This is a genomic window from Microbacterium sp. R86528, from assembly GCF_044596335.1.
GTDB lineage: Bacteria > Actinomycetota > Actinomycetes > Actinomycetales > Microbacteriaceae > Microbacterium > Microbacterium marmarense.
Genome location: NZ_CP138996.1, coordinates 760064 through 774038, shown reverse-complemented (window position 1 = coordinate 774038; position 13975 = coordinate 760064). Strand labels below are relative to the sequence as shown.

Here is a 13975-nt window from a genome sequence, read left to right as displayed (position 1 = left end):
AGTGGCATCCGACTCCTTCGTACATCTGCACGTACACAGTGAATACTCGATGCTCGACGGGGCAGCGCGCATCAAGCCGATGATCGATGAAGCTGTGCGCCTTGACATGCCAGCGATCGCGGTCACCGATCACGGCAACACCTTCGCCGCGTTCGAGTTCTATCGGACCGCCAAAGACGCGGGCATCAAGCCGATCATCGGCATCGAGGCCTACGTCACGCCCGGAACCCATCGCTCAGACAAGTCACGAGTCAAATGGGGCTCGCCGGAGCAAAGCCGTGACGACGTCTCGGGTGCGGGCGCATACACCCACATGACACTGCTCTCTGAATCGACCGAAGGCATGCACAACCTGTTCCGGTTGTCGTCACTTTCGTCGCTCGAGGGCTACTACTTCAAACCCCGCATGGATCGGGAAATTCTGCAGAAGTACTCCAAGGGACTCATCGCCACCACTGGCTGTCCCTCCGGTGAGGTGCAGACCAGGCTGCGACTCGGCCAATACGATGCGGCGCGGGCCGCAGCGGCAGAGTTCCAAGACATCTTCGGCAAAGAGAACTACTTCGCCGAGATCATGGACCACGGACTCGACATCGAACGTCGAATCATGAGCGATCTGCTGAAGATCTCCAAAGACCTCGATATTCCGCTGGTCGGCACCAATGACCTGCACTACACCCATCAGCACGACGCCTCTGCCCATGCCGCGTTGCTGTGTGTGCAGTCAGGGTCGACGGTCGATGACCCCAAACGCTTCAAGTTCGACGGCGATGGCTACTACGTCAAGTCTGCGGCCGAGATGCGGCAGGTCTTCCGCGACAAGCCCGAAGCCTGCGACAACACGCTCCTCATCGCCGAACGCTGTGACGTCGAATTCAACACCAGCGCGAACTACATGCCACGATTTCCGGTGCCAGAAGGCGAAACCGAGGAGTCTTGGTTCGTCAAGGAGATCGAGACTGGGCTGCACTACCGCTACCCGAGCGGAATCCCTGACGCGGTGCGCGCACAAGCAGAGTATGAGACCGGCGTCATCATCCAGATGGGTTTTCCCGGTTACTTTCTAGTCGTTGCCGACTTCATCAACTGGGCCAAGGCCAACGGTATTCGTGTCGGGCCCGGACGAGGCTCGGGTGCGGGCTCCATGGTCGCCTACGCGATGAAAATCACCGACCTAGACCCGCTGCAGCACGGCTTGATCTTCGAGCGATTCCTCAACCCCGACCGTGTCTCGATGCCTGACTTCGACGTCGACTTCGACGACCGGCGCCGCGGCGAGGTCATTCAGTACGTGACAGAAAAGTACGGTGATGAGCGCGTCGCTCAGATCGTCACCTACGGAACCATCAAGGCCAAGCAAGCTCTGAAAGATGCTGGTCGAGTGCTGGGCTTTCCCTTCAGCATGGGAGACAAGCTCACCAAGGCGATGCCTCCCGCGGTGATGGGAAAGGACATGCCGCTCGAGGGAATGTTCGACAAGAGCCACGTGAGATTCAAAGAGGCGGCTGAGTTTCGAACCCTCATTGAGACCGACCCTGAGGCCAAAACGGTCTTCGACACCGCCGTAGGGCTCGAGAACCTCAAGCGGCAGTGGGGCGTGCACGCGGCGGGGGTGATCATGTCGAGCGAGCCACTCATCGACATCATTCCGATTATGCGCCGAGAGCAAGACGGGCAGATCGTCACGCAGTTCGACTATCCGTCGTGCGAGTCGCTCGGACTGATCAAGATGGACTTCTTGGGGCTTCGAAACCTCACCATCATCAACGACGCCCTCGACAACATCGAAGCCAACCGCGGCCATCCCCTCGTGCTCGAAGACCTCACTCTCGACGACAAGGGCGCCTACGAACTGCTCTCGCGTGGAGACACGCTCGGCGTCTTCCAGCTTGATGGCGGCCCGATGCGGTCGTTGCTGCGTCTGCTCAAGCCCGACAACTTCGAAGACATCTCCGCCGTGATCGCGCTCTATCGTCCCGGGCCGATGGGGGCGAACTCGCACATCAACTACGCGCTGCGAAAGAACGGCCAGCAAGAGATCACTCCGATCCACCCCGAGTTCACCGAGTCGCTCGCCGAGATTCTCGACACCAGCTATGGCCTGATCATCTATCAAGAACAGGTGATGGCGATCGCACAGAAAGTTGCCGGCTTCAGCCTCGGACAAGCCGACATTCTGCGCCGCGCGATGGGCAAGAAAAAGAAGTCGGAGCTCGACAAGCAGTTCGAAGGCTTCGAGGCAGGCATGCACGCCAATGGCTATTCGGATGCTGCCATCAAGATGCTCTGGGACATCTTGCTGCCCTTCTCCGACTATGCGTTCAACAAAGCCCACTCGGCGGCCTACGGACTGGTCTCGTATTGGACGGCGTATCTCAAAGCCCACTACCCGGCCGAGTACATGGCAGCACTGCTGACGAGCGTCGGTGACTCTAAAGACAAGATGGCGGTATACCTCAACGAGTGCCGTCGCATGGGCATCAAAGTGCTGCCGCCAGATGTCGGCCAATCAATCCGATTCTTTGCCGCTGTCGGCGAAGACATCCGCTTCGGGCTGGGTGCGGTGCGCAACGTCGGCTCGAACGTTGTGGATGGCATCGTGTCATCGCGCGCCGACGAGAGCTTTGTGAGTTTCCACGACTTCCTCACCAAGGTTCCGATGCATGTCTCCAACAAGAGGACGATTGAATCGCTGATCAAGGCGGGGGCGTTCGACTCGCTCGGCTCCACGCGCAGAGCGCTCATGGAAATCCACGAGGATGCCACCGAAGCCGCGGTCGAGAGCAAGCGAAAAGCGGCTACGGGAGCCATCGGGTTCGATTTCGACAGCCTGTACGACGAGACCGAAGAGATTGCGCCGGCGAAGGTACCAGAGCGCCCCGAGTGGACGAAGAAAGACAAGCTCGCATTCGAGCGCGAGATGCTGGGCCTGTATGTCTCTGACCATCCGCTCGCCGGGCTCGAGGTGCCGCTCGCGAAGCATGCCTCGATCAGCATCCATGATCTTCTTGCTTCGGACGACCTGAGCGACGGTGATCAGGTGACCGTCGCGGGACTTGTCACCAGCGTGCAGCATCGGGTTGCAAAGGCGAGTGGCAACCCGTACGGCATGATCACCATCGAGGACTTCAACGGCGAAGTGACGGTGATGTTCATGGGCAAGACGTATGCCGAGTTCTCATCGATGCTGATAGCCGACTCGATCCTCGCGGTGCGCGGGCGGGTGTCGCGACGCGACGATGGCTTGAACCTCCACGCCCAGGCGGCATTCACGCCAGATCTGGGTGCATTGGATGCTTCAGGCCCCCTCACCCTCTTGGTTCCCGAGCATCGGGCCACTCAACAGCTGGTCGAAGAGCTTGCGCAAGTGCTCAACCGCCATCACGGCACCACCGAGGTCACGCTGCGACTGCATAAAGGCGGCGTTGCGAAGGTATTCGAAGTGCCGATGCCGGTTTCGGTGACGGCCGACCTCTTCGGCGAATTGAAGGGGTTGCTCGGGCCGCAGTGCCTCGGGTGATCTCATCAACACCTCATCTCGATCCGGCCACGCGCGGTTAGGATCGAACAAGACTTACGCTGCGCTCGCGCGGCAAGAAGGGAAGATTGTGACGGACGACAAGCTCGCAGAAAACTCCGATGTGGAGGCGCTGGTTTCCACCGACGCTGCGGCAGAAAGCACGGCCGACGGCGACGACGATGCCACCACGCCGGAGCATGCCCCGCAGTACGGCGTAGGGCCGTTCTCCATCCGCGAGGTTGCGCTGATGGGCGTGTGGGCGGTGGCCTTCATCGTTTCGTTCTTCTCACTCAGCACCTTGCGCTTCGATTCGGTGTGGACGTCGGGTCTGCAGTGGATTCTCACTATCGGTGTTCCGACCGCTGCGGTGTTCCTGATCGTATTGCGGCGCCTGTCGCCACTCGGCATTCGCAGAGTCGGATCGCTGGGTATCGACCAGTTCGCCTCGGTCGCATTCAGCGTGTCGAGCGTGCTGTGGGCTCAGTCAATCTGGGAGACGGTCGCGTTTGCTGGCAGCACCGGACAGTGGGTGCGCAGCTGGGTGATCTGGGTGTCATTCTTCTTGATGATGGCCGGGGTCTTCCTCACGGTGTTCGCGCCGTTCATCTCGCCGATCGACGAGGACTTCGTCGGTCGCGATCAGGTTCCCGCGCACCGCAACGCGCGTCCGATCAGGGCCATTTCGCCACGCCCGGCCCCGGTCGCAGCCCCTGTCGTTGACGATTCCGGTGCTCTTGAAGACAGCGCCGATGCGCACGAGCCAGTCGATGCCGACGCCGAGATCGCGACCGACGACAGCGTCACCGGCGCGTACTCGGCCGAGGAGATTGCAGTGGTTGATGCGGGCGAGAGCGCAGAAGCTGACGGTGCCGCGGCCGAGTCGGCCGATGCCGATGCCGACGGTGCCCCTGTTGCTGAGCCCGTGCGCCAACAGGCCTTCTGGGCACTCGCACCCGAAGAGCGAGATGTGGTCGATGAACTGGGCATGCCCCTCTTCCGCGTCGGTCCCACTGCGTGGGCGCTCGTGATTGAAGATCGTGGCGAGAGCTTCGTCGTACGTCACGAAGATGGGCGTACTGGCATTCTCAACGACGTATCGGGAGTGACCCGCGGCTAATGCTTCGCATCATCGATCTGCGCGGGCGCACTATGACGCCCGTCGAGCTGCTGGCCACCGTGCCCCGCGCGAGCGCGGCGCGAAACGATGCCCTCACTGTCGCCGCCGAGATCGTCGCTGACGTCGAGGCGCGCGGCGAGGTTTCGCTGCGCGAGCAAGCAGAGCGGTTCGATCATGTGTCAGGTCACGAGCTGCGCGTGCCCGCGTCTCATCTTGATGAGGCGCTGGCGGGGCTCGACCACGCTGTGCGCAGCGCGCTAGAGGAAGCAATTGCGCGCGTGCGGGCAGCATCCGCCGCGCAGGTTCCCCCTCCGGTGGTGACCGAACTCGGCTCAGGTGCTCGCGTCACTCAGCGGTGGCAGCCGGTGCGCAGAGTCGGACTCTATGTGCCCGGTGGTAAAGCTGTGTACCCCTCCAGCGTGGTGATGAATGTGGTACCGGCACAGGTAGCTGGTGTCACGCAGATCGCTCTCGCTTCGCCGCCCCAATCGGAGTTTGGCGGACGGGTGCACCCGGTGATTCTCGGCGCTGCACGTTTGCTCGGTGTCGAAGAGGTTTACGCCATCGGGGGAGCGGGAGCCATCGGCGCGTTTGCGCACGGGGTGCCCGAACTCGGTCTTGAGCCGGTTGATGTGGTGACGGGTCCCGGCAACAACTTCGTGGCAGCGGCAAAGCGCGCTGTCGCAGGGCTTGTCGGCACGGATTCTGAAGCCGGGGCGACCGAGATTCTGATTGTCGCTGACGATGCCGCCGACGCGCGGCTGGTAGCCGTTGATCTGATCAGTCAGGCCGAGCACGACGAACAGGCTTCTGCGGTACTGGTTACGACCTCCGTTCGTCTCGCTGAGGCAGTGCAGGCTGAGATCACAGCGCGAACCCCGGGCACTCGACACGCCGATCGCATCACGGCCGCGTGCGAAGGAGTGCAGTCCGCGATCGTGCTGGTAGACGACATCGAAACGGCGACAGCTTTCAGCAACGCCTACGCGCCCGAGCACCTTGAGCTGCACCTTGAAGACGCTCGTCCAGAAGATTTCGTTCATGCCGGCGCAGTGTTCGTCGGTCCGAATTCACCAGTCAGCCTGGGAGATTATCTCGCCGGCAGCAACCACGTGTTGCCGACAGGTGGTCAGGCTCGCTATTCGGCAGGGCTATCTGCGTCGACTTTCTTGCGTCCTCAGCAGGTCATTGAGTACGACCGCGACGCGTTGCAGGCTGTGCACGCCGCTATCGTGACACTGGCTGAGGCAGAAGCTCTTCCTGCGCACGGCGAAGCGGTGACGGCGCGGTTCGAGGCGTAGTCTGGCCCTCTTATGCATTGCCCGTTCTGCCGCCATTCCGATTCTCGCGTTATCGACTCGCGCACCAGCGACGACGGTCTGAGCATTCGTCGCCGCAGACAGTGTCCGCAGTGCGGGGGCCGGTTCACCACGGTTGAAACGGCGAGCCTCAACGTCATCAAGCGCTCCGGGGTCATTGAGCCCTTCAGCCGCGAGAAGGTCATGTCGGGCGTGCGAAAGGCGTGCCAAGGGCGTCCTGTCACCGAAGGCGATCTCGCGGTGTTGGCGCAGACGGTCGAAGAATCGATTCGTCAGACCGGCACGTCGCAGCTGGATGCGAACGAGATCGGTTTGGCAATTCTGCAACCGCTGCGCGAGCTCGACGAAGTCGCCTACCTTCGGTTCGCGAGCGTGTATCAGGCCTTTGATTCGCTTGAGGATTTCGAAGCGGCGATCGCTCAGCTTCGGTTGGACCACCCCCGTGCCCGCGGGGAACGTGCCGCAGCATCCATTCTCGAGTAGATTCCTCGCGCACGAACGGCTCAGCGCGTGCTGAGCTCCGCCTGCTAACGGCTAGCCTGGAGACGATGTATCCCTTCATCTTTCGCACCGTGTTCGCGCGTATGGACCCCGAAACGGCACATCACGCCGCAATGCTCGTCATTCGTGCGCTTGGTGTTGCACCGCTGTCATGGGCGGCCCGTCGTCTGACCGCACCTGCACCGGAACTCGCCACAACTGCGCTCGGCCTCACGTTCGATTCGCCATTCGGTGTCGCGGCGGGGTTCGACAAAGATGTGAAGGGAGCAGCGGGTCTCTACTCGCTCGGCTTCGGGCACGTCGAGGTGGGTACTCTTACCGCGATAGCGCAAGGCGGAAACCTGCGACCACGACTGTTCCGTTTGATTCCCGATCGCGCGGTGATCAACCGCATGGGTTTCAACAACAACGGCGCTGAGCGAGCTGCCGTGCGCTTGAAGAAACTTCGCAAGCGGTCGAAGCGCGCGGTGCTCGGCGTCAACATTGGCAAGAGTCGAGTGGTCGACGTCGAGAACGCGACCGCCGACTATGTGCAGAGCGCTTTGCTGTTGGCGCCGTTGGCTGACTATCTGGTGGTCAATGTCTCGTCTCCGAACACTCCGGGCCTGCGCGGATTGCAGGCAGTTCAAACGCTGCGCCCGCTGCTGAGTGCGGTGCGTGAAGCGGCCGGTTCGGTTCCGCTCTTGGTGAAGATCGCGCCTGACCTCGAAGACGACGAGGTCACCGCCGTTGCGCAGTTGGCTGTCGACCTCGGCCTGGCCGGATTGATCGCGACAAACACGACGATCGCTCGTGACGGGCTTATCTCCGACGACGCAGTGGTGCGGGCAGCAGGTGCCGGCGGCCTGTCGGGAGCACCGCTGAAAGCACGGTCGCTTGAAGTGCTGCGCCTTGTGCGTGCCGCTGTTCCCGCGGACTTCTGCGTGATATCGGCCGGGGGAGTTGAAACTGGCGCCGATGTCGAAGAACGTCTCGAAGCGGGCGCGAACCTGGTGCAGGGCTACACCGCATTCCTCTACCGCGGACCGCTGTGGGCGCGTCAGATCAATCAGGCGCTGGCAACGTAAAAGGCGCGCACTGAGAAATCAGCACGCGCCCTTCTTGGAGGACCTGGTCTATGAGACCGGGCGTCCGCCGATCTTGACCTGCGGCTTGGGTAGACGCAGGAATCGCATCTGGATGCTTCGCATTGCGGAGTACCATCCGAGACCCTTTTCCACCTTGCCTTCGCCGAACTTCTCTTTTGCGGCGCGCTTGACGCGGATCGACGTGATGACCATGTCGCCGACTACGAAGAAGATGAAGATCCAGAGCGCGACGAACGAATAGAACTGCACCTCGGTGCTCGGAATGAAGGTGGCGAAGATCACCACAACCATGGCGGGCATAACGGCCTCGCCCAGGTGGAACCCGCGGTCTACGAAGTCACGAACAAACTTGCGCTGCGGGCCCTGGTCACGCGCGGGGAGGTAGCGGGGGTCGCCGGCGGCCATGCCGACACGTGCTTTCTCACGCTGAGCGGCGAGCTCAGCCTTGGCGCGAGCTTTCGCCTCCTTGCTGTCGGGCACGAGGGGGCGCTTGCGGGCAGCCTCTTGCTCGGCACGGCTCGGGGTCGGGCGACCCTTGCCGGTCGCTGACGACTCGGCCGAAGAATCGGCCGGAACGTCGTTCGGTGCGGGGGCGGCGGGTGTCTTAGCCACGGGTGAATCCTCGATGATTGTGAACAGGTGTGGGCTTAAGATTACCCGCATGACCACTGAGCTTTCTCGAAAAGACGCTGTGCGCGCTGCCGCAGCGTCTGGAATCCCCGTCGCCCTCGCCGATCTCGGCGCTCTCGTGCGCATTCCCTCGATCGCATTTCCAGGCTTCGACCCTGGCGCTGTGGCACAGAGCGCCGAGGCAGTCGCTGAGTTGGTTCGCGGGCTCGATCTGTTCGATTCTGTGGAGATTCGCAACGCCGTCATCGCTGACACCGGCGAAGCCGGCCAGCCGGCGGTGCTGGCCACGCGTGCTGCCCGCAATGGTCGCCCGACCATCTTGCTCTATGCGCACCACGACGTTCAGCCCGTCGGTCACGAGTCGCTCTGGGAGTCGCCTCCTTTCGAGCCGACGTTGCGACAAGGACGCTTGTACGGTCGCGGCGCAGCCGATGACAAGGCCGGGATCATGGCGCACGTCGCAGCGCTACGTGCGCTGAAGCAAGCTTTGGGAAACGATTTCGATCTGGGTGTGGTGCTGTTCTTCGAGGGAGAAGAAGAGGCCGGCTCTCGTTCTTTCGCCCAGTTTCTCTCTGACAACGCTGAGGCGTTGCGTGCTGATGTCATCGTTGTTGCAGACTCTGGCAACTGGGATGCGACCACACCCGCTCTCACGGTCTCGCTGCGAGGCAACACCCGGTTCACCCTGAAGGTGCGCACGCTCGAGCACGCCTCACACTCCGGGATGTTCGGGGGCGCAGTGCCTGACGCGATGCTCGCGACAGTAAAAATGCTCTCAACGCTCTGGGACGACGACGGGGCTGTGGCCGTTCCAGGGCTTTCAGAGCGGGATGCTGAGACGCCCACCTACAGCGAAGAGACGTTGCGTGATGAGGCAGGGCTTCCCGAAGGGGTCTCGCCGATTGGACGCGGCAGCATTCTCAGCCGAATCTGGAACAAACCATCGATCACGATCACGGGGATCGATGCACCGAGCGTCGCGAACGCCTCGAACACGTTGACCCCGGAGGTGACCGTCGTGATCAGCGCGCGGGTGGCCCCCGGCCAGCCCGCACGCGAGGCGTATGCCGCCGTAGAGGCGCATCTGCGCGCCAATGCGCCTTTTGGCGCGCAGCTGGAGTTCGTCGATCAGGACTATGGCGACGCGTTCCTTGTCGACACGAGCGGCTGGGCCGTTGCGGCTGCGCGCGACGCACTTCACGAGGGCTATGGCGTTGAGCCGGTTGATATCGGCGTGGGCGGGTCGATTCCGTTCATCGCCGATCTCGTCAGGGAGTTTCCCGGCGCACAGATTCTTGTGACGGGCGTCGAAGACCCCCACGCGAAAGCGCACAGTCCCAACGAATCGTTGCATCTCGATACGTTCCGCAACGCTGTCGCGTCAGAAGCTCTCCTGCTCGAAGCGCTCGACTCTCGAGCGTGAAGAACGGACTCGTGTGGCAGCGGTTGTGATCGAATAGAGCTGTTCCAGGCTGGCTGCCAAGCAGCGGGCGTACAATCGACACATCCAGCCGCGCGAGCGGCCCGTCCGGAGGAGTGCCATGACAGACACCGCGCTGACGACCGATGCAACCACCCGCGAGCACGGCGTCTCATTGACCAACGAGGCTGCGCTGAAGGTGAAGAGCCTGCTCGGGCAGGAAGGCCGAGATGATCTGCGATTGCGAGTTGCCGTCCAGCCCGGCGGCTGCAGCGGTCTGATCTACCAGCTGTATTTCGACGAGCGCTATCTTGATGGCGATAAAACGGTTGATTTCGACGGGGTCGAAGTCATCATCGACGACATGAGCGTGCCGTATCTTGACGGTGCGACGATCGACTTCAAAGACACGATCGCGGAGCAGGGGTTCACTATCGACAACCCCAACGCCGCCGGCAGTTGCGCGTGTGGAGACAGCTTCCACTGATCGAGCAATTTTTGACAGGCCCGAAGTGCTCCGAGAGCACGTCGGGCCTGTTTTTTGTGGCGACATATCTTTGATCAAACTGGGTGGATGGCCTGAATCGCCTGGATGCTTGCCATAGACTGATCTACAGTCCTGTCCGCGAACTGGAAAGGTGCATTGTGCCCTCGAAACGCCGCCTCCGCTGGGCCGTACTCCCTGTGGGGATTGCTACGGCCGCAGTACTTGCCGGGTGCACCCCCACTGAGCTCAACGGTTACCTCCCCGGGTTCACCGAGGACGGTGTCGCCACAACGAACCGAACCGAGATGGTTTCGGGTTTGTGGGTGAACTCTTGGATCGTGCTGCTCGTTGTGGGCATCGTCACGTGGGGCCTCATGGGATGGGCGGCGATTGTATACCGCCGTCGTCGCGGGCAGTCGGGTCTTCCCGTTCAGCTTCGCTACAACATGCCGATCGAGATTTTCTACACGGTGATTCCACTGATTCTTGTGATCGGCTTCTTCGCCTTCACCGCGCGCGATCAGACGATTCTCGAGACTCAGTACGAAGATCCCGACGTCGAAATCACCGCCATTGCCAAGCAGTGGGCATGGGACTTCCAATACACCGCCGACAATGATGCCGACACGGTGTGGACCATGGGCGTGCAGGCTCAAACAGACGAGCAGGGCAATGTCCTCAATGAGCTGCCCACGCTCGTGCTTCCGGTAGACCAGGAAGTGAAGATCACTCTGCAGTCGCGCGACGTGATCCACTCCTTCTGGATCATTGACTTCTTGTACAAGAAGGACATGTACATCGGCAAGGACAACTACTGGTCCTTCACGCCGACCCGCGAAGGCGAGTACGCCGGCAAGTGTGCTGAATTGTGCGGTGAGTATCACTCGATGATGCTCTTCAACGTCAACGTCGTCAGTGAAGCCGAGTACGAGAGCTACCTGGCCTCGCTTGAAGCAGCGGGTCAAACCGGCGACATCACTGACGAATACGATCGTTTGCAGAACCTGCCGGGCACCGGCGCCAGTGAAGACGGAGAACAGTAATCATGGCGACGACACTTCCTCTTGAAGACGCCTCGGCTGGGCGCCCCACGACGCTCCCGCCCCGGCAGGCTTCGCTGATGAGTTCCTCACGCGTTGAGGAAAAAGGCAACATCATCGTCAAGTGGATCACCTCCACTGACCACAAGACCATCGGCTACATGTATCTCATCGCTTCGGTGATTTTTTTCATGCTCGGCGGTGTGATGGCGCTGCTGATTCGTGCTGAGCTGTTCGAGCCCGGGATGCAGATCATTCCGACCAAAGAGCAGTACAACCAGCTGTTCACAATGCACGGCACGATCATGCTTCTCATGTTCGCCACCCCGCTGTTTGCTGGTTTCGCCAACGCGATTCTGCCGCTGCAGATCGGTGCGCCTGACGTTGCCTTCCCGCGTTTGAACGCGTTCGCATTCTGGCTGTTCCTCTTCGGCTCGACGATTGCGGTCTCTGGCTTCCTCACACCGCAGGGAGCAGCAGGCTTCGGCTGGTTTGCCTATCAGCCGTTGGCGAATGCGTCGTTCTCGCCAGGTGTCGGCGGAAACCTGTGGATGCTCGGCCTCGGTATGAGCGGTTTCGGAACGATTCTTGGTGCCGTGAACTTCATCACCACAATCGTGACGATGCGCGCGCCGGGTATGACGATGTGGCGCATGCCGATCTTCACCTGGAACACTCTCGTCACCAGCATCCTGATCCTGATGGCGTTTCCCGTGCTGGCAGCAGCGATCCTCGCCGCCGCATCCGATCGCATTTTGGGCTCTCATATCTATGACCCGGCAAACGGTGGTGTGATTCTCTGGCAACACCTGTTCTGGTTCTTCGGTCATCCCGAGGTGTACATCATCGCGCTGCCGTTCTTCGGCATCGTCTCGGAGATCTTCCCGGCCTTCAGCCGCAAGCCGATTTTCGGATACAAGACGCTCGTTTACGCGACCATTGCCATCGCTGCACTGTCCGTAGCAGTGTGGGCGCACCACATGTACGTGACCGGCGCTGTACTGCTGCCCTTCTTCGCCCTGATGACAATGCTCATCGCGGTGCCAACGGGTGTGAAGATCTTCAACTGGATCGGCACGCTGTGGCGAGGGTCGATCACGTTTGAAACGCCGATGGTTTTCGCCCTGGGCTTCTTGGTTTCGTTCGTTTTCGGTGGCCTGACCGGTGTCATCTTGGCGTCGCCGCCGCTGACGTTCCACACCTCCGACTCGTACTTCGTTGTCGCGCACTTCCACTATGTGGTGTTCGGCACCGTCGTATTCGCGATGTTCGCTGGCTTCTACTTCTGGTGGCCCAAGTGGACCGGCAAGATGCTCAACGAGCGCATCGGCATGATCCACTTCTGGATGCTGTTCATCGGTTTCCACATGACCTTCCTCATCCAGCACTGGTTGGGCGTCGATGGCATGGTTCGCCGGTACGCTGACTACTCCGCTGCGGATGGCTGGACCTGGCAGAACCAGGTGTCGACCATCGGCGCGATCCTTCTCGGCGCATCGATGATTCCATTCCTGTTCAATGTCTGGATTACCGCACGCAAGGCGCCGAAGGTCACGGTCAACGATCCGTGGGGTTACGGAGGCTCGCTTGAGTGGGCCACGTCGTGCCCGCCGCCGCGCCACAACTTCACCTCGATTCCGCGTATTCGCAGTGAGCGTCCCGCATTCGATCTGAACCACCCGGAGGCTGCTGTGCCTGTGGGAGTCGGACCGGCGAAAGATGCTCCCGATACCCCGGTTGTTGATGTCGAGACAGGAGAGGTCAAGTAGATGCGCACCAATACGGGTCTCTGGTGGCTGCTCACGGTCTTCTTCTTTCTCGTGGCAGCGATGTACACGGTCTGGAATATCGTCGCTCATGCGGATCGTCCCTGGTACAACGCCATTGAGTGGGTCGGCACGATTGCGCTGCTCTTCACCGGCCTGATGGCGGCACTGATCGCGTTTTACATCGGTCGCGTTCACGCCGCACAGGGCGGCGAGCTGCCAGAAGACAACTTGATGGCCGATATCGACGACGGTGACCCTGAGTTGGGCGAGTTCAGCCCGTGGTCCTGGTGGCCGATTGTGCTGGCCGCCTCAGCTGCCCTGGCCATGATGGGTCTCGCGGTTGGAGCCTGGATGATGCCCATCGGTATCGCTGTGTTCGTCGTGGCGATCGTCGGCTGGGTCTACGAGTACTACCGCGGGTACTTCGCGCGCTGATCAGCTTCTGAGAAAAGGTGTGCCTCCCAACCCGGGAAGCACACCTTTTTTGCTGGCTATCTGAGCTTTGGTCGCGACTTCACAACTGTTCGGCACGAACGGCCATGACTCGCGCATCGAAGGTACGAGGCAGCGAGCCCTCGTCGTTCACCAACGGCTGACCCTCGCGACCCCAGTACTCGTAGCCACCAATCATCTCGCGCACGGAGTAGCCCAGCTTGGCGAATTCGAGAGCTCCCTTGGCGCCGGCGTTACACCCCGGGCTCCAGCAGTACACGACGACGGGAGTAGCGATGTCGATCTCGTGTGGCGCACGCTCAGCAATTTGACGGTAGGGGATGTGTACGGCCCCGGGAATCCGTCCCTGGGCCCACGCTTCGGCGCTGCGAACGTCGACGAGCACGAAGGAATCGTCACCCGACTCTTGCGCCGCATAGACGTCTGACGGGTCTGTCTCGTGGCTGAGTTTGTCGGTGAAGAAGGCCATAGCGTCTGTCATGGTTCCACGCTAGGTCGCGCAGCGGAACCGAGCCAGATTCCAAAGCGTCAGCATACGCAGGATTACTGCCGCGTTGTCGGCGCCAAGCCAAACGAATAGCCCCCGCCGCGCCCCGCAAAACGGGGGAGCGACAGGGGCTATTGCGTTAGT

12 protein-coding genes are annotated in these 13975 nt (G+C 61.2%); 10 read left to right on the top strand and 2 right to left on the bottom strand.

All coding sequences use genetic code 11. From position 1 onward, the window contains the following. The first annotated feature begins 49 nt into the window (after positions 1-49). The 5 genes from dnaE (at position 50) to SJY18_RS03765 (ending at position 7524) form a co-directional block, all read left to right on the top strand. Positions 50-3520 carry a DNA polymerase III subunit alpha gene (gene dnaE / locus SJY18_RS03785; RefSeq protein WP_396668877.1) on the top strand — a complete coding sequence of 1157 codons (3471 nt, stop codon included), beginning with the start codon at positions 50-52 and terminating at the stop codon, positions 3518-3520. An 88-nt stretch (positions 3521-3608) separates the two neighbouring features. Further along, positions 3609-4637, top strand: coding sequence for a hypothetical protein (locus tag SJY18_RS03780; RefSeq protein ID WP_396668438.1), 1029 nt, complete (start codon positions 3609-3611; stop codon positions 4635-4637). Continuing rightward, on the top strand, positions 4637-5938 hold the full coding sequence (gene hisD / locus SJY18_RS03775; protein ID WP_396668437.1) for a histidinol dehydrogenase: 1302 nt from the start codon (positions 4637-4639) through the stop codon (positions 5936-5938). Before SJY18_RS03780 ends, hisD begins: the two co-directional genes overlap by 1 nt. A gap of 12 nt (positions 5939-5950) precedes the next feature. Next, entirely contained in the window at positions 5951-6439 is a 489-nt protein-coding gene (nrdR, locus tag SJY18_RS03770; RefSeq protein ID WP_337337751.1) for a transcriptional regulator NrdR, read from the top strand. Between the two features lie 65 nt (positions 6440-6504). Then, positions 6505-7524, top strand: coding sequence for a quinone-dependent dihydroorotate dehydrogenase (locus SJY18_RS03765; protein WP_396668436.1), 1020 nt, complete (start codon positions 6505-6507; stop codon positions 7522-7524). Between the two features lie 48 nt (positions 7525-7572). On the opposite strand, the gene SJY18_RS03760 is transcribed toward SJY18_RS03765, so the two are convergent. Further along, positions 7573-8157 (bottom strand): DUF3043 domain-containing protein, encoded by a 585-nt coding sequence (locus SJY18_RS03760; protein ID WP_337337753.1) that lies wholly within the window; start codon positions 8155-8157, stop codon positions 7573-7575. 49 nt (positions 8158-8206) lie between these two features. On the opposite strand from SJY18_RS03760, the gene SJY18_RS03755 reads away from it, so the two are divergent. The 5 genes from SJY18_RS03755 (at position 8207) to SJY18_RS03735 (ending at position 13326) form a co-directional block, all read left to right on the top strand. Next, complete coding sequence (locus SJY18_RS03755) at positions 8207-9598, top strand: dipeptidase (RefSeq protein WP_396668435.1); 1392 nt, start codon at positions 8207-8209, stop codon at positions 9596-9598. 118 nt (positions 9599-9716) lie between these two features. Next, positions 9717-10082, top strand: a complete 366-nt coding sequence (locus SJY18_RS03750) for an iron-sulfur cluster assembly accessory protein (RefSeq protein ID WP_337337755.1) — start codon at positions 9717-9719, stop codon at positions 10080-10082. A 158-nt stretch (positions 10083-10240) separates the two neighbouring features. Further along, positions 10241-11125: a cytochrome c oxidase subunit II gene (gene coxB, locus SJY18_RS03745; protein WP_337337756.1), complete on the top strand. Its 885-nt coding sequence runs from the start codon at positions 10241-10243 to the stop codon at positions 11123-11125. Positions 11126-11127: 2 nt separating this feature from the next. Beyond that, complete coding sequence (ctaD, locus tag SJY18_RS03740) at positions 11128-12891, top strand: cytochrome c oxidase subunit I (RefSeq protein ID WP_337337757.1); 1764 nt, start codon at positions 11128-11130, stop codon at positions 12889-12891. Continuing rightward, a complete protein-coding gene (locus tag SJY18_RS03735) occupies positions 12892-13326 on the top strand; it encodes a cytochrome c oxidase subunit 4 (RefSeq protein ID WP_337337758.1) in 435 nt (144 codons plus the stop codon). It abuts the gene before it with no gap. 79 nt (positions 13327-13405) lie between these two features. Here SJY18_RS03735 and SJY18_RS03730 read toward each other — a convergent pair whose 3' ends face one another. Beyond that, entirely contained in the window at positions 13406-13825 is a 420-nt protein-coding gene (locus SJY18_RS03730) for a rhodanese-like domain-containing protein (RefSeq protein WP_396668434.1), read from the bottom strand. Positions 13826-13975 lie beyond the last annotated feature (150 nt).